At 67.2% G+C, this 22,895-nt stretch carries 15 protein-coding genes; 10 read left to right on the plus strand and 5 right to left on the minus strand.

Annotation, left to right across the window (positions count from 1 at the left end; translation table 11 throughout):
* Nucleotides 1-83: 83 nt before the first annotated feature.
* From JD292_RS00085 to JD292_RS00110, 6 genes are all read left to right on the plus strand, one after another.
* Nucleotides 84-461 (plus strand): cold-shock protein, encoded by a 378-nt coding sequence (locus JD292_RS00085; RefSeq protein ID WP_200130710.1) that lies wholly within the window; start codon nt 84-86, stop codon nt 459-461.
* Nucleotides 454-1,326, plus strand: coding sequence for a DUF3027 domain-containing protein (locus JD292_RS00090; protein ID WP_200130711.1), 873 nt, complete (start codon nt 454-456; stop codon nt 1,324-1,326). The genes JD292_RS00085 and JD292_RS00090 overlap by 8 nt, the downstream gene beginning before the upstream one ends.
* Before the next feature lie 742 nt (nt 1,327-2,068).
* A complete protein-coding gene (locus tag JD292_RS00095) occupies nt 2,069-5,713 on the plus strand; it encodes a VWA domain-containing protein (protein ID WP_200130712.1) in 3,645 nt (1,214 codons plus the stop codon).
* A gap of 20 nt (nt 5,714-5,733) precedes the next feature.
* The gene (locus JD292_RS00100; RefSeq protein WP_200130713.1) at nt 5,734-7,137 is read left to right on the plus strand and encodes a SpaH/EbpB family LPXTG-anchored major pilin; all 1,404 of its coding nucleotides are present in this window, start codon (nt 5,734-5,736) and stop codon (nt 7,135-7,137) included.
* Entirely contained in the window at nt 7,124-8,077 is a 954-nt protein-coding gene (locus JD292_RS00105; RefSeq protein ID WP_200130714.1) for a class C sortase, read from the plus strand. The genes JD292_RS00100 and JD292_RS00105 overlap by 14 nt, the downstream gene beginning before the upstream one ends.
* 533 nt (nt 8,078-8,610) lie before the next feature.
* A complete protein-coding gene (locus tag JD292_RS00110) occupies nt 8,611-12,456 on the plus strand; it encodes a VWA domain-containing protein (RefSeq protein ID WP_200130715.1) in 3,846 nt (1,281 codons plus the stop codon).
* Nucleotides 12,457-12,505: 49 nt separating this feature from the next.
* Here JD292_RS00110 and serC read toward each other — a convergent pair whose 3' ends face one another.
* Nucleotides 12,506-13,624 (minus strand): phosphoserine transaminase, encoded by a 1,119-nt coding sequence (serC, locus tag JD292_RS00115; protein ID WP_200130716.1) that lies wholly within the window; start codon nt 13,622-13,624, stop codon nt 12,506-12,508.
* A gap of 86 nt (nt 13,625-13,710) precedes the next feature.
* Between serC and JD292_RS00120 the strand changes: the two genes are divergently transcribed.
* The 3 genes from JD292_RS00120 to JD292_RS00130 all read left to right on the plus strand — a co-directional run bounded on the left by JD292_RS00120 (nt 13,711) and on the right by JD292_RS00130 (nt 16,912).
* A complete protein-coding gene (locus JD292_RS00120) occupies nt 13,711-14,403 on the plus strand; it encodes an iron-dependent transcriptional repressor DtxR (RefSeq protein ID WP_200130717.1) in 693 nt (230 codons plus the stop codon).
* Between the two features lie 100 nt (nt 14,404-14,503).
* Nucleotides 14,504-15,856 carry an NADP-specific glutamate dehydrogenase gene (gene gdhA / locus JD292_RS00125; protein WP_200130718.1) on the plus strand — a complete coding sequence of 451 codons (1,353 nt, stop codon included), beginning with the start codon at nt 14,504-14,506 and terminating at the stop codon, nt 15,854-15,856.
* A 291-nt stretch (nt 15,857-16,147) separates the two neighbouring features.
* Entirely contained in the window at nt 16,148-16,912 is a 765-nt protein-coding gene (locus tag JD292_RS00130) for an NlpC/P60 family protein (protein WP_369411089.1), read from the plus strand.
* 193 nt (nt 16,913-17,105) lie between these two features.
* On the opposite strand, the gene JD292_RS00135 is transcribed toward JD292_RS00130, so the two are convergent.
* Entirely contained in the window at nt 17,106-17,288 is a 183-nt protein-coding gene (locus tag JD292_RS00135) for a hypothetical protein (RefSeq protein WP_200130719.1), read from the minus strand.
* Nucleotides 17,289-17,438: 150 nt separating this feature from the next.
* Between JD292_RS00135 and JD292_RS00140 the strand changes: the two genes are divergently transcribed.
* Entirely contained in the window at nt 17,439-17,600 is a 162-nt protein-coding gene (locus JD292_RS00140; RefSeq protein WP_200130720.1) for a hypothetical protein, read from the plus strand.
* Nucleotides 17,601-17,704: 104 nt separating this feature from the next.
* On the opposite strand, the gene JD292_RS00145 is transcribed toward JD292_RS00140, so the two are convergent.
* From JD292_RS00145 to exaC, 3 genes are all read right to left on the minus strand, one after another.
* Nucleotides 17,705-20,194 (minus strand): glycosyltransferase, encoded by a 2,490-nt coding sequence (locus JD292_RS00145; RefSeq protein ID WP_200130721.1) that lies wholly within the window; start codon nt 20,192-20,194, stop codon nt 17,705-17,707.
* Between the two features lie 247 nt (nt 20,195-20,441).
* Nucleotides 20,442-21,032 (minus strand): DUF779 domain-containing protein, encoded by a 591-nt coding sequence (locus JD292_RS12540; RefSeq protein WP_439649255.1) that lies wholly within the window; start codon nt 21,030-21,032, stop codon nt 20,442-20,444.
* 239 nt (nt 21,033-21,271) lie between these two features.
* Nucleotides 21,272-22,795 (minus strand): acetaldehyde dehydrogenase ExaC, encoded by a 1,524-nt coding sequence (exaC, locus tag JD292_RS00155; protein ID WP_200130723.1) that lies wholly within the window; start codon nt 22,793-22,795, stop codon nt 21,272-21,274.
* Nucleotides 22,796-22,895: the final 100 nt, after the last annotated feature.

Consider the following 22,895-nt stretch of genomic DNA (forward strand, 5'->3'; position numbering starts at 1 on the left):
TTGAACGGATTGGCGGCCCGTTCTGGGATCCGCCGCGCGGGGCGGTGCACGGGGCTCGCCGCCGGAGTGGAAAGGGACGAGGCATGCCGAACGGCAAGGTCAGGTTCTTCGACGAGGACAAGGGCTTCGGATTTATCCAGGGCGATGACGGGGAACAGGTGTACCTGCACGCCTCCGTGGTGCCCGATGGCGTCGAACTGCAGGCGGGCACGAGACTCGAGTACAGCGTCGGCGCCGGCCGCCGCGGCCCGCAGGCGCTCTCGGTGACGGTGCTCGAAGCACCGCGGCTCGCCCGCCGCAACCGCAAGTCCGCAGACGAGATGGCGATCATCATCGAGGACCTCGTCAAGCTGCTCGACGGACTCGGCGGCCGCCTCAAGAACGGTCAGTACCCGGAGCGGAGCCAGTCGCGCAAGGTCGCGACGATGCTGCGTCGTGTTGCGGACGATTTCGATGTCTGAGCAGGAGGAAGTCGTCGCGGTGGAGACCGAGCGCGTGGAGACGGCCGGTGCCGGTGCCGGTGCTGATGCGTCCGCAACGAAGGCGCCCGCCGCGATCGATCCGGACCCGACGCTGCTGAGCGCAAGGGAACAGGCGCGCGCGGCGCTCGCCGAGATCACCGACGCTCAGTCGATCGGCGCCGACGAGGGCTTCGAAGCGATCGCCGAGCGCGTGGTGACCCTGTTCTTCGAGTGCAGGCTCCCCGGCTACCCCGGTTGGCGCTGGGCCGCGACCATGACCCGCGTCGACGACGAATCCCCGATCACCGTGCTCGAGGTGGAACTGCTCCCCGGCGCGGGAGCCGTCGTGGCGCCCGAGTGGGTGCCCTGGTCGGAGCGCCTCGCTCAGTACCGCGAGAGCCAGGCCAGGCAGGCGGCAGAGGAGGCCGCAGCCGCTGAGGCAGCCGCCGAGGAACTGAGCGACGAGGACGACGTCGACCCCGAGGACGACCTGCTCGACAACGACTTCAGCGACTTCGACGACGACCTCGACGGGGCTGAAGTCGACGAGGCCGGTGAGGACTCGGATGACGACGCGGACGAAGACGACGACTCGGACGACGATGATTCCGATGACGACGATGATTCCGACGACGATGATTCCGACGACGACGACGATGACGATGACGATGACGACGACCTCGATGACGATGATCTCGACGACGAGGATGACGACTTCGACGAAGAGTCCGAGGACGACGAGGATGACGATGACGAGGACGGCGACGATGAGATCGACGACCTCGATGTGACCGACCAGGCCGACGACGAGGCCCTGGACGATGACGACGACGACCTCGATTCGGACGACGATTCTGAGGAATAAGCCTCAATCGCTGAGCGCTACCTGAACGTAGCAACCCCGACTGATCCCCGGCCCTCATTGCCGGGGATCAGTCTTTTTGTCTATAGCCTCAGCGCCTCCTCCTGCTGAGACGACCGCACGCCTCTTTATGGGTGTTTTCCACGTATGCCTGAAAACGGCGGCCCTCGTACTCTTTTCGACTTGTGGAAGCGGCGTTCGCCTGAGTGCGTTCGCCTGAGTGCTTCTGCTTCAGAGGCGGGACGCGCGTGAGGGGATGGACATTCGTACAGAGCATCGGCGGTACGGCCGGGTGAGACGTGGATCGAATGCGAATGAGCGCAGTTCAAGGTTGCGGGCCTGGGGGAGGTCTGCCCTTGCACTGTGTATCACGTGCTCGCTCCTGTTCGGGCAGGCTCCCGCGCAGGCGATCGCAGGCGGGACCGGTCCGGTGCGCGATTTCCACACTCTCGAAGCAAGCCACCGGGCAGTCCGCGAAGACGCGGGCACCTCTCTCGAACCCGAGCAGCCAGCGCCGAGTGCGCGTGCGGGGTCCTCGGAGGAACGACGCTCGGGGTCAGCGGAACTTCCTCAGCCGCAGGGCACGGAGACACCGAAGCCTCAGCCGGCGCCCACGACACCGCCGAAGCCTTCCTCGTCGAAGGCGTCCGCGCCTGCACCCATGCCCGCGCCTGCGCCCGTGCCCGCGCCCGCGCCCGCGCCTGAGGTCGATAAGGTTCCCCAGAAGACTCTCCCGACCGGAGACGTGGCAACCCCGCATGACGACGCCAATCAATCGCATAGGCGTGTTCCTCGCAGCGGCGGAAGAGGAAAGATCACCTGGTCGGTCGTCGACGAAAATGGTGACTTCGTCGGCGGGGCGACCTTCGCACTGGAGGGTCCTCGCAATTCGAACTTCTTTAGCGACGGCCTCAGCGCTGTGTGGAACGGCCGACGCGAGCAGCAAATCATGGTGAAGGATCACCTTGCTGGTGACAAGGCAAGAGTCGACGATGATCCCGACGAGGGCAAATTCATGGTCACCGACGCCTCTATCGCCGAGGCCGGTGCCAAAGAAATTCAAACCAGTTTGCGCTATCGCGTCCGCCCGCTTTCGGCGCCGGATGGCTGGGAGTTCGTTGACCCCTCTCCGGTCCTGATGCCAGCGGAGGGACCGAACTCGGCCCGTGCCAAACCGGGGGTGTGGGACTATGACGAGGCCGACCTTGGCCAATTTGTGGTGCGACCGAAGTCCGATGCGCAGCTCGTCTGGCGAGTCTCTGACCTCAGGAACAAGCCCATGGGGGGTGTGACAGTCACGGTCCAGGGGCCCTGGACCGGATGGGGCGAGAACTGGTGGTCGGAAGCAGTCGTCCCCGATTGCGTATCGGCTCCATGCTCGGGCCTCGATCGAGATCCCGCGCCCGGTGCGTTCCGGGTGACAACGGAGTCGGCCAGGTCAAGCGGCGTTCTCGATGGAGTCCGTGACGGCGGCAGATACCGAATAAAGGTGTCGACAACACCGGCTGGGTACGTTGCGCGCCCCTCCGGCTGGGTCACAATGCCAGGGGACGACTATCGAGGAACGTGGAACGGTAAGCCCCAGGCGAAGAGTCATGATTTCGGGAACCTGCAGCTTGTGCCCCCTGCCCCGGCGACAATCACGGTCCATGTCGGCGGCGATCGGATGAGTGACGGCTCCGTCAAGGGGGTGCAGGGCGCCTGGCTGGTGCTGAACACGGGCGACGATGCGCCGAGCGGCGTCCGCGCGGACGGGCTCCAGGACTTCGACATCGGGTGGGCGCGTTGCGTGTCGGACTTTTCGGGCAACTGCACTTTTTCGGTCCCCGATACGCAGCCGGGCGAACCGAATCGTGACGCACGTTTTTGGATCACGCAGATTGACTCACCCTGGAGCTGGTCCGCCAACGAGAAGCTGGGCACGGGGGCTTCCCCGGGGCAAGTAAAGGTAACTGACTATCGGTTCAGAACGGGGCCGGAACTGCGCTCGGGAGCGAGGTACGTGTTGGGCGAAAACTTCGGGACGGGTGAGCGAGATGCGGAGACCGCCACCTCCGGAGTGTGGCAGCAGTCCAGGCGCAATCCGTCAGGCCCTCTGTCCTGTGCCGCGAACATCGCACTCATCATGGATTATTCAGGCGCTGGATCGGAGCATACCCAGCAACTCCGCTCGGCCGCGGACGGAATCGTAGACAGCCTCGTCGGAACTCGGTCGAAAATGTCGCTCTTCTCGTTCTCGAATGCGAGCCCCGCTCTGGGCGCACCTCAGAACGCCGAAACTCTCACGAGTATCGAGACAGAGGCGGAGGCGGCGCAAATGAAGAATACGTATTCGTCGTGGAACGCTGAGGGCGGGAGAAACTGGGATCGAGGCCTTGCGACAGTCGCGGAGGCTGATCGCGAGGAAAACCACTTTGATCTGGCTGTAATCCTCACTGACGGGATGCCGAACTACTCCGGGAACCCGGCACAGGGGGACGGGCGAACCACTCGGTTCACAGAGATTGAAAACGCAGTTTTCTCGGCGAATCAGCTCAAGGCGAGAGGAACGCGCATCCTCGCGGTTGGCGTTGGACCCAACGCCTCCGGATCGGAAATCGCATTGGATCTGCAGGCAATATCGGGGCCTACGGCGGGCACAGACTACTTCCAGGCGACGGATTTCGCGAGTGGGAGCCAGTTCGTGCAACACTTGCTCGCCGACGGCTGCGCGGCTCCGATCAACGTCACCAACATGATCGTCCCGCCGGGAACCCCGCCTGACCGGACGGACGGCGCCGTGCCAGCAGGGGCGGGCTGGACCTTCACAGTACGCGATCCCGGGGAGGGACTCTCCCTTCCCTCGCAGTCGTCCAGGACGACCGCGGCCGATGGAACTGGCTCGGTCGAGTTCGCGTTCAAGCTGCCCGTTGAGAACACGCGCAGCGCACCGGTGACGATCGAGACGTCGCCGCTGCCCGACTATTCACGTGTCACCGCAGGCGGGAAGGTGGCTACCTGCCGCGATCAGGGTTCGGGAGCCGAGCTTCCCGCGGAGTCGGCGGGTCCACATGCGTTTCGAGTGAGTGCAAGTCGTGGCGCTCGGATCGGGTGCACCGTGTATTACCGTTTGCCGGATGTCTCTGCGTCGATGCAGGTCGAAAAAGTCTGGGTGCTGCAGGACGTCGACGGCGGGACGACCGGGGTATTCCGTGGCGCAGGCGCAGGCGCAGGCGCGGGTTCGGATTCGGGTTCGGGTTCGGGCCTCCCCGCAGGCCTGACCTCGACGCTCCGCATGAACGGCCCCGGCTCTGCGGGCGATTCGGAACAGAACTGGGGAGAGGCGCGCACGCGATACGCCGAGGGGGACCAGGTCAGCGTCACCGAGACTGCCGCGGTCGATGAGTCGCTGCTCCCAGGATGCGCGATCGTCTCGGAGCGCGCGACAAAGTTGAACGGAAAACCGGTCGACGAGGCCGTGCCGTTTGCTGCACCGCTTGTGCAGGGCGCGAACTCCGTCGAGCTGACCACCACGGTGCGGTGCGAGCAGACGCTCGAGCTGCGGGCGGGAGTGGAAAACGGATCCGCCTCAGCTGCCTCTTGGACGTTGTCTGCCTCACCCCTCACTGACGCGAGGCCGGGTCCCCAGGGGAGCTATACAGCCCAGGGGAGCGTGCGCGGGAGTGTGACCGCGGCGGCCAAGTATGCGCTCTCGACGGGAGGGGGAGGCGACGCGGCAGCGTATGTGCAGCGTGGATCCTGGGTGTGCGCGGATGCCCGAAGCGGCGCCCCGGTCGTCCTGGGAGGGGGCGGTACCGTGAGCGTGCCGCTCGGACGTAGCGTGATCTGCGAGGTCCGTTTCGCCACCGCTGAACTCACCGTCTTCACCGATGTCACCGAGGGCGATCTTCCGCCGTCGCGGTGGACCGTCGAGGGTGTCCCAGCCGGATCGGGTTCCGGGCTTGCAACAGCCCGCTGGGGAGGAACGGCCTCGGGGGCGGGGACGGCCCCGGGCGCGGCACCGGCCGCGGGTCTCGCGCTCGCAATCCGGCCAGGGCACCAATACACGCTTACGCAGCACACATCCGATGGCGCCTCGCTCGCCTACCTTCCTCAGAAGTTCCAGCGCTGGGACGGCGCAGCGTGGGTGGACGTCGCCCAGACGGCATCGGGCGCCGCCGAGGTGTCGGTGCCAATCGGTGAGCACGCCTTCTACCGTTTCGTGAACACCCGGGCGCCCGCGATTCCGCTGCCGTTCACGGGGGGACTCGGAACCGACGCGATCCTCGCGATTGGTGTTGCCGCAGCGATCGCGGCGATCCGGCTGGGCGCTCGCCGCAGACCCCGCGAGCGAGCACCCGTTGCCGCCCACAGCCACCACAGCACATCTACTGCCGATCAGGCACTTTGAATCAAAGGAGAACACACATCGTGAAACTGCACCACCCACCCCGATCAGTGCGCAGCCGGCCCGCGGCCGCACTTGTCGCAGCGCTCGTCTTCCTGAGCGCGCTCATCCCCGGGACGGCGGCACTCGCTGAGCCGCCCGGCGGTCTGACGGGCACCTCAGGAGACCTGGTCATTCACAAGCACGCCGGAACACCGGGAGCCGCCGGTAACGGCCAGGAGATCACGGACACGTCGGCACTCGGGATCGGACTGCGCGGCGTCCAGTTCACGATCGCGCGCGTCAGCTACGACGGCACTCCGATCTCGCTCACAGAGGCCGCCGGCTGGGACCTCGCAAAGAACGCGACCCTGCCACTCAGCGGCCGCTACAGCTCAGCGCCGATCGCCGGTGGCCCGATCGTCACCGATGCCAGCGGAACCGCGACCGCGGCGGCCCTCCCGTACGGGCTCTACCTGGTCACCGAGACCTCGGCGGGCCCGAACACCGTCACCGCGCCAGCTCAACCATTCCTGGTCACCGTGCCGTACCCGAACGAAACAACCGGTGGCTGGCTCACCCGCGTGCACGTCTACCCGAAGAACCAGCTCGCAGACTCACACCAGTTCACCGCGGGGAAACCGGCGAAGCCGGTCCTCGGAGACCCGATAACCTGGACAGCCACGGTGTCCGTGCCCCGGCCGTCGAGCGGGTCCACGTATACGCGCTTCGCGATCACCGACAAGCTCGACCCCCGCCTGCAGTTCACGGGCGTCACCGTGACCCGCGACGGGGTTCCACTCACCGAGGGGGTCGATTACACGGTAACGGCGCCCACCCCGGGGAACGGCAACACGGTCACGGTCACTCCGACGCTCGCATCGGTGCGCACCGGCCAGAACTACTCCGTCCAGGTGACCACCCGCGTCACGGGAACCGGTGAAATCGTCAACTCGGCGACACGAATCGTGAACGACGTCGAAACCGCGCTCGGTCCCGCGCAGACCAACTGGGGTGCGCTGCGCCTCGTCAAGCATGCGCAGGGGAGCCAAGACGCGCTGAAGGGTGCGCAGTTCGAGCTCTACGCCGCCGATCGGACGACGCTGCTCGTCCCGGCGCAGGAGACCGGGGGCGACGGGTCGATCCTGTTCCCCGGACTGTGGGTCGGAAACGACGCAACGAAGTCCGCCGAGTTCTGCCTCAAGGAAACCCGAGCACCCGCGGGGTACGTGCTCCCCGCCGATCCGTGGACCTGCCGCGCGATCGCATCGAGTGAGCCTTCCACCCGGGTGGAATGGTCGGTCACCAACGCGCGCCACACGGGGCTGCCGCTGCCACTGACCGGCGGCGCAGGCACGACCACGCTCCTCGCGGGCGGCGCGGTCCTCGTGCTGTCGGCGGCCGTGTGGGGCACCTGGGGCGCTCGTCGTCGGCGTGCCGAGGCCTAGGAGTCAACGTGCCGGACGGTGGAAGCGACCGTCCGGCACGGCCTTCGCCGCGGCCCTGCTCGCGCTCGTCGGGCTCAGCGCGATCCTCTACCCGGGGACAGCGGGATGGTGGTCCCAGTTTGAACAGTCCCAGGTGATCAGGGGGCTCTCGGAGGTCTCCGCCGATCAGCCCGCACGTACGCTCGAAAGAGAGCTCGAGCGGGCCCGCGCCTACAACGCCCAACTCACGGGTGGCGCCAGGATCGACGCGGCAGCCCGGAAACCGAGTGCCGCGGCGGGAGCATCCGGCCCAGACGGCCGTTACGAAGAACTCCTGCACGGTGACGCGGCCGGAGCGATGGGTCGCCTGCGCATCCCCGTCATCGGCGTCGATCTCCCGATCTACCACGGCACCGACGACGAGACGCTCCTGCGCGGCGTCGGGCACTTGCAGGGAACCTCGCTGCCCGTCGGCGGACCATCGCAGCACTCCGTCCTCACCGCGCATCGCGGGCTTTCGAGCGCAACCCTGTTCACCGACCTCGACCGGGTGCGGCGCGGCGATCAGTTCACACTCGAGGTGTTCGGGGAGGTGCTCGCCTATCGCGTGATCGAGACCAAGGTTGTGAACCCGGAAGACACGGACGCGCTGTTCCCCAGGCAGGGCGAAGACCTCGTGACCCTCGTCACCTGTACGCCGCTCGGGATCAACACGCAGCGCATCCTCGTGACCGGGCAGCGGCTCCTCCCGACCCCTCAAGTGGACATTGAACGTGCAGGATCCCTCCCCGACGTGCCCGGGTTCCCCTGGTGGGCGGTCGGCCTCGTGGGCGGAATCGCGTCGATCGCAGGCTATCTCGCGTGGGCGGGATTCCCGCAGCGCGCAAAGCGCGGCGGTGACCCTGGTTCCCATGCGGGTTCCGTGCAACCGGATCTTGGGGCGAGCACGGTCGAGCGGTGACCCGCGAGCCGGACCTCTCCGGCACGTCGCCGATGCAGCGGACCGTGCCGAACGCGCACCGAACTCGTCGAGCGCGAGGTGATGGCCGCGCTTCTCGATGAGCGAGTGCACGACGGCGTCCGAGAACGCGGTGGCGCCGCTGTTTTCGAGGGGATGTTGGCCCTTCTGCCCCTATCCGCCTCGGGGAGTCTGCCTCGTGGCGCGCGTTCTCGGAGCGGTACCGCGAGCGGAGCTCGTGTCTCGTGAAGGCCCCGAGATCAGGGACTCAGCGGGACTCGAAGGGGGACCGACCTGAGAGCGGGACCGCGATATGGGTATTCGCTACGGATGTCCCCGGGCCGCGTGTTTTCTAACGTTTTTCTCCGGTAATGAAACACGGTATCCGGTCGTTCGCGTCCCTTCGGCCGAGGGGCTCCTTCGAGAGCATTGGAGAGACTGTCATTTCTGAGAACGCGTTAACCCTCAGCAGGGGAGTCCGCCAATCGTTTCGCGCACGAGGCTTTGCCCGTGCGCTGCGCCGCTCGAGTGCAGCGATGTTGGCTCTGGTGATCGCGTTCGGGGGAACCGCTTCAGCGCATGCCATCCCCGACGACGGCAAGCAGTCGGCCGGCACGACCTCGACCGAGTCCGATCATCGCTCAGATCGACGGGAGCGGGATGTCCCCCGAGCTGAACCGAGGAGCGAAAGGCCCCGTGAACAGCGCGCCGCGGGTAAAGCCAAACCCCCGAAGCCGGCGACGAAGCAGGAACGCGGGCCTTCGGCCGTTCCAGAAGGGACCTTTTCGGTTCCGGGCCCGGAACGTGGCTCACCAGAGCCGCGCCTCGAACGTGGCGCTGCCCAGCCGCCCCGGACCTATGATCGGCAGGGAGAGGACCCCAGCCTGCGCTGGCTGGTGCTTGGACCGGGCGATGTGCCCGTCGCCGGGGCCTCGTTCGAGTTCGAGGGGCCGTGGGACAGCGACGACCCGTCAGACGGTTCAGAGAAACCCTGGACTTCCCGGAGTCCAACCCGGATTGTCACCGACGATTTCGGCCAGGACGGCTACATGGGATACGACGTAAACCCCGAGCCGGGCGTCGTGGAGGTGACGAACAAGCGGTTCCACAAACTCCGTCAGGAAGATGAGATCGTGGTGGGCCGGCGGTATCGCATGCGGCCGGCCACGGCCCCGCCTGGGTACGTGTGGGACGACACGAGTTGGAACGCAATGCGTCCATTCTGGTCCGATCCGAAGGCGAGTGAACTCGCGTACTGGTACCAAAATGCCGTTGATGTGCCGCCTTTCCGTCTGCACTCACGCGGACCGAAGCTCGCTTGGAGCGTCACTGACTCGGCAAACACCCCGGTCGGCGGTGCGACGAGCGAGTTTCAGGGACCCGCGACCGGAGGGGGATCGGACTGGGGCTCCGCGGTCGAGGTGCCCGACTGCCAGTCGAAGCCCTGCGCAGGACCGGATATCGATCCCGCGCCAGGCAAGTTTGCAGTCGCGCCAGGATTGAGCGGGACATCTGATGTGATCAACGCGATCGACCTCGGCAAGAGATATCGCGTACGGGTCACAGCGGCACCGCCCGGACTCGCGCCGCGGCCCGGGAACTGGGCGACCATTCCTGGCACCGGCGACTCCGGTCAATGGAACGGAGATCCAGGAGGCGTGGCCCACGACTTCGGTGCACTCCCGGTGGACGCAGAAGAACCGGCGCGCATTGTCGTGCAGGTCGGCGGAACGCGCGCTTCAGACGGATCGGTCGGTGCGCTCCAAGGGGTTGAACTGCGGTTGAACACCGGAAGAGACGCACCGAGCGGTGACCGGGCGGACGGTGTTTCTGGTGGGGGCGCAGGGTGGGCGCGCTGTGTGTCCGACGCCGCGGGCAAGTGCCGATTTGCGGTCCCGAAGGCTGGGGTCGGAGGAGCGAATCGCGACGCACGCTTCTGGATCGTCCAGGGCAGCGTTCCGCCCGATTGGTATTCGAACCCGGAACTGGGAACTGGCAGTCAGGCGAAACCGCTCACGGGCGCGAACTACGCAGTTCGCACGGGACCGGCGCTGCGCGCGGGCAGCACCTATCGATCGACTCGAGAGTTCATGTATGAACGCAGCGCGGCCTCGACGGCGTCGGACGGGGTCTGGCAAGTGTCGCGCGAGAACCCGGACGGCCCGGGTGGATGCACGGCCAATGTGGCCCTCGTCGCGGACACGTCAGGGCAAGATCCGAAGAAAATGGTGCAGCTTCGTTCTGCCCTGGATTCCATGGTCAACCGCTACGCGGGGACCGGATCCCGGCTCTCCCTATTTTCTTTTGCCGACACCGGACCGGCTGCGAAGAACGGCCTGGGCGCTCCGACGCTTCAGCCGCTCGAGTCTGCGTCGCAAATCGAGGCCTTTCGGGCGCGCTATCAAGGATGGGTTGCGGAAGGCGGGCGCAATTGGGCCCGCGGAATTTCGCAGGTGGCAGACGCGAACACTCAGAGTAACCACTTCGATTATGCCGTGGTCATCACGGACGGGAGCCCTTTCGAGGGGGACGCAACGCGGGGTGGCAACGTCAGCACGACCAGACGTGCCGACGTTGAACGCGCCATCTTCGCTGCGAATCAGCTTAAAGAGCGAGGGACGAGGGTGCTCGCGGTGGGTGTTGGGCCGGGTGCAGCGGGCAAGGGCAATGCTCTGAACCTTCGGGCAATTTCGGGGCGAGGGGCTTGGAACGATTACTTTCAGGTGGCCGACTATGCCGAGGCCGCGCGGACGATCCGCCAACGACTGCTCGGACAGTGCGAGGCGGACGTCCGTTTGACGACGATGGTGGTGCCCGAATCCACTCCTCCTGGTTCGACCTATAACGCGAGGGCGGCAGGTCCTGGATGGAGTTCGACGGCGCGGAACCCGGGACCCGGTCTCGTTCTTCCCTATCCTGCTACGCGGACCACTGGGGGCGACGAAATAGGCGTCGTGGACTTCTCCTTCCTGCTGCTCGATGCGAATATCCGTGAGACGGATGTCGGTATCTCGACGGCCTTGCCTGACGGATTCACGCTGGAGCGAGTGGGCGCGAGAAACGGCGCCTGCACGAGCAGGATCACAGGGATGCAGCATGCCATTTACGACGATGGAACGGATGGAATTCGCATACCGCTCACGCGAGAAGAGTCACTGGACTGCGCAATGTGGGTGCACGCGCCTCCCACCGCTGCGACGGTCGCCGTCGACGGACTCTGGGTGATCGAAGACGACCAGGGGCGCGAGCTTCATCGTGCGCGAAATCCCGGGCCGAACAGTGAACTTCTGAAAGGAATCACCGGAACGCCTCGGGTGGCTGGGCCGGGGTCGCAACCCGAGGCCTCGCTTCAGTGGGCGCAGCCCCGCGGGGGATATGCGGCGGGCAACAGCGTGCGGATCTTGGCGGACGCCACGATCGATCACAGCACCCTGCCCGGTTGCGTCGTGCGAGGGCAGCGTCTGACCCGGGTGAACGGTTCGGAGATCGACGATGCGCTCGCCGCAGAGCAGAAGCTCGTTCTCGGAGCGAATGAGTTCGAGATCACGACCACTATCCGGTGCGAACAAACGCTGGCGTTGCGCGTCGACGTGGAAAACGGGCCGGCGCAGAGATCAGACTGGGTGTTAACCGCGACCGGCCCAGCTGGCGCTCGCCCCGGACCGAACGGCGTCCCTGATCAGCAGGGTACGGTGCGCGCCAGCGTGAGCCCCGAAACGGCATACGTCCTCAGCGATTCCACCGCAGCGAAGAACGCGGCCTACGTGCAGCAGGGGCGCTGGGAATGCACGCGGGTGGGCGGGGGCCCAGTAGACATGGGAAACGGACCGGAGACCGTGAGGGTGCCACTCGGGCAGAACGTCGAATGCACGGTGCGCAAGGCTGCAGCTGAGGTCACCGTGTTCACGGAGGCTTCCTCGGGGGACGCCCCACCGACACGGTGGTCCGTCGAGGGGAGGCCGAGCGGTGACCAGGATGGCCTCCCCGCGGTCCAGTGGCGGGGTGCCGCTTCCGGAGCCCCAGGAGGCAGCCAAGATCAGGTCGCCGCGCTTAGGCCCGGGCGTCCCTACACTCTCTCTCAACGCGTCGCTGACGGAGCGACACTCGCCTACCTCGCGGATTCGGTGCAGCGCTGGGACGGGCAGGCATGGGTGGATCATCCGAGGCAGCCAGATGGCAGTGTCATGATCGTAGCGAACGTGGGAAGCCACGACTACTACCGCTTCGTGAACCGCCCCGCCCCGAGCCTCCTGATCCCGCACACGGGAGGACTCAGCGCCGACGTCGTTCAACTCGGCATGGTGCTCGTCGGTGGCGCTGTCGGGGTCGCAGCAACGGGTACCCGGCGCCGGAAACGACACGGCCTCGGATCCGTTCAGTGAGATCCGAGGCCGTGGGGCCCGAGCGAGCGCCGGGGCGGTGGCGCGAATGCTAGCCGAGCCGCTCCAGCACGTAGTCGATCGACGCGGTCAGTGCGCGCACGTCGTCCGGGTCGATCGCCGTGAAGGTCGCGATCCGGAGCTGGTTGCGGCCGAGCTTCCGGTAGGGCTCGGTGTCGACGATCCCGTTCGCGCGGAGGGCGCTCGAGATCGCCGATGCGTCGACCCCGTCCTCGAAGTCGATCGTGACGACGACCTGCGAACGATCAGCCGGATCCGAGACGAACGGGGTCGCGACGCTCGTTGCCTCGGCCCAGTCGTAGAGCACGCCAGAGGACTCGGCGGTGCGGGCAGCGGCCCAGCTCAGGCCACCGTTCGCGTTCATCCAGCTGACCTGCTCCTCCATCATGCCGAGCGTGGCGAGGGCGGGAGTGTTCAGCGTCTGGTTCTTGCGGGAGTTCTCGATCGCGCCCGCGAGGTTCAGCGTCTCGGGAATGTAGCGGCCGGAGGAGGTGACGCGCTCGATGCGCTCGATCGCGGCGGGGGAGACGAGCGCGAACCAGATGCCGCCGTCCGAGGCGAAGTTCTTCTGCGGGGAGAAGTAGTAGACATCGGTCTCGCTCGCGTCGAAGTCGATGCCGCCGGCACCGCTCGTCGCGTCGACGACGGTGAGCGCGCCGGCGTCGCCGTTTACGCGGCGGACCGGGGCCATGACGCCCGTGGAGGTCTCGTTGTGCGGGTAGGCGTAGACGTCGACGCCGGCAACGGCCTCGGCGACGGATCGCGATCCGGGATCGGCGGAGCGGATGTCCGGCGCCTCCAGGAACGGGGCAGCGGCCGCGGCCTTGCCGAACTTCGCACCGAACTCGCCGAACGCGAGGTGCTGGCTGCGCTTCTCGATGAGCGAGTGCACGGCGGAGTCCCAGAACGTGGTCGCGCCGCCGTTCGCGAGGAGGATCTCGTAGCCCTCGGGAGCGCGGAACAGTTCGGCGAGGCCCTCGCGGACGCTCCCGACGAGGTCCTTGACGGGCGCCTGGCGGTGGGAGGTGCCCAGCACGCGGGGCTGCAGCGAGCCAAGGAAGGCGAGCTGCTCGTCGCGGACCTTGGACGGTCCGCATCCGAATCGTCCGTCGGCGGGCAGGAGTTCGGTGGGGATGGTGATGTCGGCCATGGTTTCGATTCTACTGAGGGCGAACAGGCGGGAATGTCGAGGGAAGGATGCCCTAAGCTGGTGTGCGGACGCGAGGAGGGCGAAAAGTGACGGATCTGATCGATACGACGGAAATGTACCTCCGAACGATTCTCGAGCTCGAGGAGGAGGGCATTGTCCCGCTCCGCGCCCGGATTTCGGAGCGGCTCAGCCACTCGGGACCCACCGTCTCACAGACCGTGGGGCGTATGGAGCGCGACGGTCTCGTCGTCGTCACCGACGATCGTCGTCTCGAACTCACCGAGGCCGGCCGCACGAAAGCTGTGAACGTGATGCGGAAGCATCGCCTCGCTGAGCGACTGCTCTCCGATGTCATCGGGCTCGAGTGGGCTTACGTCCACGAGGAGGCCTGCCGCTGGGAGCACGTGATGAGCGAGCGGGTCGAGCGGAAGCTGCTCGACATCCTCGACCATCCGACGGAGTCGCCGTACGGGAATCCGATCCCGGGGCTCGAGGAGCTCGGCGCACCGCGCGCCGGCAACTTCCAGACCGGCGTCACCGCCGTCACTGAACTTCTGATCGAGCGCGACGCGAGCGTCGAAGCACGGATCAAGCGCCTGGCCGAGCCTGCGCAGACCGATCCGGAGCTGCTTGATCAGTTTGCCGCCGCCGGGATCCTTCCCGGGAGGCGCGCAGCATTCGCCCGTCGAGGGGATACGGTTCACGTCGAGGTGGAGGGATCGAGCGAGGCGCTCGATCTGCCGCTCGAAGTGGCATCGCACATCTTCGTCGCGCAGTAGTACCTGTCGGACTCGGGCTCCGCGGGATCGCGGGTTCCGCGACCGGCACTCGCCCGCTACCGGGCTGTCCCAATGGAGTTGATAGACCGAGGAGTCACCCGTGCCGCTGCCCACAGCTGAAGCCCACCTGCAGGATGTTGCGAACGTCGTAGCCCGCCGGAGTCCCGGCGAGCCGGAATTCCTGCAGGCGGTCAGCGAGGTGCTCGAATCCCTCGCTCCCGTACTTGCCGAGCATCCCGAGTTCATCGAGGCCGGGATCCTCGAGCGGCTCGTTGAACCGGAGCGGCAGTTCATCTTCCGCGTCCCGTGGACCGACGATCGCAACCGGGTGCAGGTGAATCGCGGATTCCGCGTGCAGTTCAACTCTGCGCTCGGCCCCTTTAAGGGAGGCCTGCGTTTCCACCCCTCGGTCAACCTGTCGGTGATCAAGTTCCTCGGCTTCGAGCAGATCTTCAAGAACGCGCTCACTTCGCAGCGGATCGGCGCGGGCAAGGGCGGGTCCGACTTTGATCCCGCGGGCCGGAGTGACGCCGAGGTGATGCGATTCTGCCAGTCCTTTATGACGGAGCTCGTCCACTACATCGGGGAGGACATGGACATCCCCGCCGGAGACATCGGCGTCGGCTCCCGCGAGATTGGGTATCTCTTCGGGCAGTACCGCCGGATCACGCGGCGCTACGAGTCCGGCGTGCTCACGGGCAAGGGTGTCGGCTGGGGTGGTGCCGAGGTGCGCACCGAGGCGACGGGCTACGGCGCCGTATTCTTCGCGGACGAGATGCTGCAGCGCGCCGGGCAGGGCATGGACGGGCGCACCGCGGTGGTCTCGGGATCCGGCAACGTGGCGACGTACGCGATCGAGAAGATTGCCCAGCTCGGCGGGCGCGCGATCACCGCCTCGGATTCGTCGGGATACATCGTGGATGAGGCGGGTATCGACCTCGAACTCCTGAAGCAGGTGAAGGGGGTCGAGCGCGCGAGGATCTCCGAGTACGCGGAGCGGCGACCCGGTGCGCACTTCGTTGCGGGCGGTTCGGTGTGGGACGTCGCTGGCGAGCTCGCCTTCCCGTGCGCGACCCAGAACGAGCTGGACGAGTCCGCTGCTCGCACCCTGATCGCGAACGGCGTGCGCGCCGTGACGGAGGGGGCGAACATGCCGACGACTCCCGCCGCGGTGGAGCTCTTTGAAGAGGCGGGCGTGCTGTTCGCCCCGGGGAAGGCCGCGAATGCGGGCGGTGTGGCGACCTCCGCGCTCGAGATGAGCCAGAACGCGGCGCGCTCGCGCTGGGACCGCGACAAGAGCGAGAATCGACTGCACGACATCATGCGGGACGTGCACGAGGCCACCTACAGTGCGTCGGAACGTTACGGCCGCCCCGGCGACTACGTCCTGGGGGCGAACTCGGCCGCGTTCGTGACGGTTGCGCAGGCTGTCCTCGAGCAGGGCGTCATCTAAGTCGCGGTGAAGTCACGGTATTGAGCTTGAAAAAGGCGCCCTGATCGGGTGCGGAGGGGTCCCGTCCTGCAACCATGCCGGACGGGGCCTTTTTCTCTCGGCGTCGAGATATCTCGCCGGAGCGGCTCTGGCCTGGAGCCCTGCTCCCGCTTGAAGTTTCAAGCGAGGTTGAGGGTTTCGTGACCTCAGCGTGACATTCTCGTGATCTTCCGTTAGCCTTGAACGCGTTGTTGCCGGAGGGTCCCCCTTCGGTACATGGAACCGGAAACCAAAGGTTAGGTAGACAGTCACGTGACTCAGAACCCCACCACCGACATCGTCTTCGCGGGCACCGACAAGCCCACGTCGACCAAGGGAAAGCGCTTCGCTCAGATGGCTGGCGCCGCTGCGATCAGCCTCGGCATGGTCGGCACCTTCGCCATGCCGGCGTACGCGGTGACCCCCGACCCGGTAGGCACCATCGACGGCTACCAGGATTCGCCCCAGAGCTCCCAGACGCTCAACGCGGAAGCCGCGAACGCGCAGGCCGTCGTCCTGACCTCCCCCGATGGAGCGGTCAGCAAGGAGGCCCTCGCCGAGGACGCGGCGAAGAAGAAGGCCGAAGCTGACGCGAAGACCGCAGAGGCCGCGCAGCAGAAGCAGGCCGAGGCGGGCGCGCCCGCCGCGGGCGGCAACGCCGCTCCGGCCGCGGATCAGCCCGCTGCCACTGGCAAGGACGTGCCGGCCGGCGCCGGTGCCAAGGGCATCGTCAGCGCCGCGCTCGCGCAGCTCGGCCAGTTCCAGGACTGCACGGCGCTCGTGGAGCGTTCGCTCCGCGCCATCGGCATCCCCGCAGGCGACCTCGGCACCCAGGTGGGCGAGTACACCGCGCTCGGCGGCCACGTGGTCTCCAGCGGCGACTACGCACCGGGCGATGTCCTCGTCTGGTCGGGCCGCCACGTCGCGGTCTACATCGGCAACGGCCAGGCCGTGCACGGCGGCTACGGCGGCAACCAGACCGTCGTTGCCGGCGCATTCATCGACGGCCCGCCCAGCGGCGTCGTCCGCTTCGGCTAAGACGACACAGCGTCTGCCCGCGCCGCACGGCGCACACACCGGTTCCTGAGCGAAAGGGGCGGGGGTTTCGACCCTCGCCCCTTTCGCCGTTCCCCGGCAAAGGGTGCGCCCGGGATCGGAATTGCCCGGTCCCGGCTGGCCCGGTCCCAGGCCGCCAGGGCGTCAGGCCGCCCCGGCCTCAAGGGGTGAGATCTCAGGCCGCCCGGCGGGGGCGCTCGAGGTCATCGAACTCGCCGGTGTAGTCCTCGGTCGAGCCGTCGAGTACGGGCCGGTCGAGTGTTTCTCCGGTGCGGGGCGGGTGCGCGGTACCCATACCGTTCGGGGCCTCGGTCTTGCTGCCCGGGTGAGGGACATGGGAATCAGCGTTGCGTGACATGATTGCTCCTCTCCGTTGGTGCCTCCACGGTAGCTCTGCCGTGTTGGAGGCGCCTGTGATCAGGCGGTTTCCGCACCGAGAAGCGCGTCATCCGTCGCACTTCTCCGTGATCGCTGGACCTTTCCGCGATCCCCGCGTAGCGTCTGGAACATGAACGGGCTATTTATTGCAATCATTGTGATCGCGATCATCCTCGCCATCGTCGGCGGGTTTGTGAAGGCGGTCAACTTTCTGCTGTGGGTAGGACTCGTCCTGCTCATCCTCGCCGTGATCGGTTGGTTGCTCAGGAGTCTGAGCGGCAAGAACCGATAGCGGAACGGTCCCCGGTCCTCGCGGCGCACGCCGCGGGGGCCGGTTTTTCTGTGCCGGAGCTCCGCTCAGGCACACCGCGCTTGGCGCTGGCCGCGGCGAAGAAGCTACTCGGCCCGGGCAGACACCCGCTCGTCGGCGAGCGCGTCGAACTCCGCGACGAGCTGCGCAATGTACGCCTCATCGTCAAAGTGGACCGGCGGAACCTCGCCGCGCAGGAAGGCGCGCATGCCGGCCTCGACATGCTCGTCGCCCTGCGGAACGACGTGGATCGCCCCGGGCGGCAGCGCGTCCTCGACGGTGGCGAAGGCGGTCGACACGATCGGCAGACCGCAGACGGCGGCCTCGAGCAGCACCATGGGCTGCCCCTCGTAGCGGCTCGAGAGGACGAAGCAGTCGGAGCGCGCCATCACGGCGAACGGATTCGAGAGCTCGCCGGTGAGGAATGCTTTGCCCTCGAGCGACAGTTCGGCGATCAGCTCCTCGAGTTCCTGACGCAGCGGCCCGTGACCGATGATCACGAGGCGCGTCTCGGGGTGATCGGCGTGGACGCGCGCGAACGCGCGAATCTGGCTCGCCTGGTTCTTCGCTCCGGCGAGGCGGGCGGTCGTGACGAACCACCGCTGCTCGGGTGTGCGCTCCCGCAGTGCGGCGAGCCACTCGGGAACGGGGCCGTCCTCGGGGATCAGCGTCTCGAGCGGGGCGATCGCCCCGGTCTTGACCCGCTCGGGATCAGGGAAGTTGCGGGCGGTACGGAACTGCTCAGGCTCTGCGTACGCCGCGAGTTCCTCACGGTTCAGCCGGGACAGCGACGGCGAGACCGAGACCAGCTGGTCGAAGCCGCGGTAGAGGGAGAAGACGAGCCCGAGCTTGCGCTTGAACGGCTGTTTCCCGTGCACCACGCGCGCGCGATCCGCGACCATCTCGCTGTGCAGCCACACCGCCGAGGTCGATCCGGGGGAGTGCAGGATCAGATTCGCCCAGAACGGATCGTACCCGCTGAAGTCGGCTGCCCAGTCGAAGGTCGCGGAGCCGAACATGCGCTCCCACTCGTCCTTCCACAGGCGCTCGTGCCAGTCGAGCTCGCCGGGAACGGGGAGTTCGCCGCCCCGGTCCAGGAGCCGGCGCTGCACCTGCCGCAGTTTCGAGCCGTTCATGCCGCCGACGCGCAGCACCTGGCGCACCTCGTCGGGGATCATCGCGAGATTCGCGCGCGTGGCGCTCGGCTGGAACCGCGGCATCACGGCGGTGACGTCGTAGCGGTCGTAATCGATCGACTTCAGGAGATTGAGCGCCGCGCTCGTGATGCCGTTGGAGCGCATCCCGCCCACGTAGATGAGGAGCCTGCGGCGGCCGTCCCTGCTAGCGTTCCTGATCCGGAGCCCGCCGGTGCGGCCGTGGAAGACGGCGTCGACGATCCGGTCGGTGGCGTGCCCGTCCTCGTAGGGAGTGAACCGCGCGGCCCAGTCCTCGTATCCGGGGAAGCGTTCCTTACCGTGCAGGAGCGCGGAGAGCTGGGCGCCGGTCTCGCGCGCGTCAGCGGACACCGGACCCGGCAGCGGCTCGCCGCTCAGGTAGGTGCCCCGCGACTCCTGGTAGTCCTCCGCGTCGGGAGTGTAGAAGGCGATCGGTCGCCCAGTGGCGAGGTAGTCGAAGAAAATTGAGGAGAAATCCGTGATCAGGCCGTCGGCGTAGCCGAGGAGCTGGTTCGTTGGCATGGCGCTCGGCGCCACGATCCCCGCGAGCCGCGGCGTCTGCTGCAGCACCGCGTGCACGGCCTGGTGCGGGCGGAGGAGCACGAAGGTGTCATCGCCCAGGCCTGCCTGCAGCTCGGCGACGCGATCGGCCAGCTGCTCAGCATCCGCCTCGGGGGACTGGAAGCTCGCTCCGCGCCAGGTCGGTGCGTACAGCACGATCTTGCGATCGCCCGTCTCGATGCCCTCCGCGGCGAGCTCTGCCCGGATCGCCTCGCGTTCGGCCGGGTTGAGGCGCTGGCGGTCGATTCGGGGGTAGCCCTCCTCGATGATCTTGCCGCCGTAGATGTTGCGGAGGCGGTAGGCATCCTCGTACATGGTCTCGGCCATGAGCGTGTTCGCGGCGAGGAGATAGTCCGCCATCAGGAAGTTGCGGAGCGTGTTCGTCGACTGCGCTGCACCGCCTGGCATGTCGAAGCCCATCTGCTTCAACGGGGTGCCGTGCCAGGTGTTGAGGTAGATCTGGCCGGGGCGCTTGCCGAACTCGGGCGGGAACGTTGCGTTGTTGATGAGCAGGCCGGCGGTGGAGAGCGCCTTCCAGTAGGCGAGGCCCCCGCGCGGCACCCAATTCACCCTGGGGTGCTTCGCGAACTCGCGCTCGAAGCGCCGCTGCGCGGACCGGTCCGCGATCACCCAGACGTGCTCGAAGTCCGCGAACTCGGGATCGTCGACGATCCTGCGGAAGATGGCCTCCGGGTTGCAGAGCACCCCGTTGCCCGCGAAGGACTCGTAGACGACGGTGTTGGAGCGGATCGGCAGTGAGCGCAGGTAGGCGAGGCGCTCGGCGAGTGCTGCTCGCTTGGCACGCGCCACGTTGCGCCGGAGTTTTGCTGCCGCGGACATTGTCGACTCCTCGTCGTTGCTGGTTCGGGCACTCGCGCGCCGAGAATGGATCTGCTCGACCCGATTTTACGGTAAGCGCGAGCTGATCAACGCGGGCCGAGAAGCGAGGCTTCGCAGTGGGTTTCCCGGCGGATTTGCAGCGGGACCTGGAAAGACGCTCGTCCACCGCCGTCGTGGCGGTTCTCGCATTCCACTGTACCCCCTGCGTCCCCGCGCCGGATCGACGGTGCGGACGACGGGCCGCAGATCAGTGCTCGCCGCTCGCGTCAGGGACACCCAGCAGTCGCGACCGGATCAGGAACCGCAGGCCCTCAGGGGCCTCGAGCGAGAAGCCCGAACCCCTGCCGGGCACCGCGTCGACCGTGAGGTGCGTGTGCGCCCACACCCCGAACTGCTCCCGGGACATCCAGAATTCGATCTCGCGTCCGGAGCCGGAGCCGGAGGCGGAGGCGGAGCCAGTGGCGGACTCGGGAGCGCCGCCGGGGCCGCCGGTCTCCGAGGCCGCCTCCGGTGCGATGCCCCCGGCGCCCGCGCTGCCCGCGGTTCCCGCGCTGCTCCCGGTGCCCGCGGTGCCCGTCCGGTCCTGCGGCGCCGGGAGCCCAGCGGGCGCCGGCAGCTCGAGCGTGCCGAGCAGCACGTCCTGGCCGCCCGTCTTGAATTCGCCCAGCTGGTAACACATGGGGGCACTGCCGTCGCAGCACCCGCCCGATTGGTGAAACATGAGCGGCCCGTGCATCGCCCACAGCCGTTCGATGAGCTCGAGCGCCGCGGGGGTGAACGCGAGCCGGCTTTCGGTCTCGCCCGGAACCTCCGGCCGCGCGTCGACGCAGCCGGAAATGGGGGTCGCGCCGGCGGACCGCGACGGGGGAGCGGTGAGCTCGCAGGCCTCGGCCTGCCTCGTGGCGCCTGCGGTGCGGTCCTCGCGCGGGCCGCCCGCCGCATTCTCGGAAGCGCTGGTCGTGTGCATCAGGGTCCTCAACCTCTCTGTCGGAACCGGTTCTTTCAGGGTACGCCGAGGCGGCCCGGCCCGGCGAGATCACCGTTCCGGGCCGCCCGCGCGTCAAGCCAGGGGGTGGCTTAGAAGAATCCGTCAGCGGATTCCTTGTAGCTCACCAGCAGGTTCTTGGTCTGCTGGTAGTGATCGAGCATCATCAGATGGTTTTCCCGCCCGATGCCGCTCGACTTGTATCCGCCGAAGGCCGCGTGGGCCGGATAGGCGTGGTAGTTGTTCACCCAGACGCGGCCCGCCTGGATCGCGCGGCCCGCGCGGTAGGCGATGTTGCCGGTGCGGCTCCACACGCCGGCGCCGAGGCCGTACAGGGTGTCGTTCGCGATCCTGATCGCGTCGTCGAAATCGGTGAACGTCGTCGCTGAGACGACCGGCCCGAAGATCTCCTCCTGGAAGATCCGCATCGAGTTGTCGCCGCGGAAGATCGTCGGCTGGATGTAGAAGCCCTCGGCGAGTTCGCCGCCGAGATCTTCGACCTCGCCGCCGATGAGTACCTGCGCGCCCTCCTGCCTGCCGATGTCGAGGTACGACTTGATCTTCTCGAACTGGTCATTCGAGGCCTGCGCGCCGACCATGGTGTCCGTGTCGAGCGGATTGCCCCGCTTGATGAGCCGGGTGCGCTCGACGACGGCGTCGAGGAATTCGTCCGCGATCGACTCCTGGATCAGCGCGCGCGACGGGCAGGTGCAGACCTCGCCCTGGTTGAGGGCGAACATCGTGAAGCCCTCCTTCGCCTTGTCGAAAAAGGCGTCGTCCTGCGCCATGACGTCCTCGAAGAAGATGTTCGGGCTCTTGCCGCCGAGCTCGAGCGTCACCGGGATGATGTTCTCCGAGGCGTACTGCATGATCAGGCGTCCCGTCGTCGTCTCGCCCGTGAACGCGATCTTCCGGATCCGCGGGTTCGAGGCGAGCGGCTTGCCCGCTTCGGCGCCGAAGCCGTTCACGATGTTGACGACACCGGGCGGGAGGAGATCGCCGATGAGCTCGAAGAGGACGAGGATCGACGCCGGGGTCTGCTCGGCGGGCTTCAGCACGATCGCGTTGCCCGCGGCGAGGGCGGGAGCGAGCTTCCACGTGGCCATGAGGATCGGGAAGTTCCACGGGATGATCTGGCCGACGACGCCGAGCGGCTCGTGGAAGTGGTAGGCGATCAGGTCCTCGTTGATCTGCGAGATGCCGCCCTCCTGGGCGCGGATCGCGCCGGCGAAGTAGCGGAAATGGTCGATCGCGAGCGGGATATCGGCGGCGAGGGTCTCGCGGACGGCCTTGCCGTTGTCCCACGTCTCGGCGACCGCGATCATCTCGAGGTTCTGCTCCATGCGGTCGGCGATCCTGTTGAGGATCACGGCGCGTTCGGCGGGGCTCGTCTGCCCCCACGCCGGGGCAGCGGCATGGGCGGCATCGAGAGCGGCCTCGATGTCCTCCGCGGTGCCGCGGCCGACCTCGCAGAACGGCTTGCCGGTGACGGGGCTCACATTCTCGAAGTACTGTCCCTTCACCGGGGCGACCCACTCGCCGCCGATGTAGTGCTCGTAGCGGCTCTTGAAGGTGACGGGCGATCCGGGCTGGCCGGGCGAAGCGTACACAGTCATTGCTCTCTCCTCTGACGTCGTTGTCGAAAGTCCGGGTGGAGTGGTTCATACGGACCGAACCCGGTGCTGCGACCGTAGCCCCCGGCAGGTTGCGAATGGG

Origin of the sequence: Leucobacter edaphi, from assembly GCF_016522535.1 — a bacterium.
GTDB classification, from domain to species: Bacteria; Actinomycetota; Actinomycetes; order Actinomycetales; family Microbacteriaceae; genus Leucobacter; species Leucobacter edaphi.

Bases quoted from the DNA above. Each gene is read 5' to 3' on its own strand.
- JD292_RS00145 (WP_200130721.1), bottom strand. From the start codon at position 20,194: ATGTCCGCGGCAGCAAAACTCCGGCGCAACGTGGCGCGTGCCAAGCGA.
- serC (WP_200130716.1), bottom strand. From the start codon at position 13,624: ATGGCCGACATCACCATCCCCACCGAACTCCTGCCCGCCGACGGACGA.
- JD292_RS00110 (WP_200130715.1), top strand. From the start codon at position 8,611: ATGTTGGCTCTGGTGATCGCGTTCGGGGGAACCGCTTCAGCGCATGCC.
- exaC (WP_200130723.1), bottom strand. From the start codon at position 22,795: ATGACTGTGTACGCTTCGCCCGGCCAGCCCGGATCGCCCGTCACCTTC.
- JD292_RS00085 (WP_200130710.1), top strand. From the start codon at position 84: ATGCCGAACGGCAAGGTCAGGTTCTTCGACGAGGACAAGGGCTTCGGA.
- JD292_RS00135 (WP_200130719.1), bottom strand. From the start codon at position 17,288: ATGTCACGCAACGCTGATTCCCATGTCCCTCACCCGGGCAGCAAGACC.
- JD292_RS00140 (WP_200130720.1), top strand. From the start codon at position 17,439: ATGAACGGGCTATTTATTGCAATCATTGTGATCGCGATCATCCTCGCC.
- JD292_RS00090 (WP_200130711.1), top strand. From the start codon at position 454: ATGTCTGAGCAGGAGGAAGTCGTCGCGGTGGAGACCGAGCGCGTGGAG.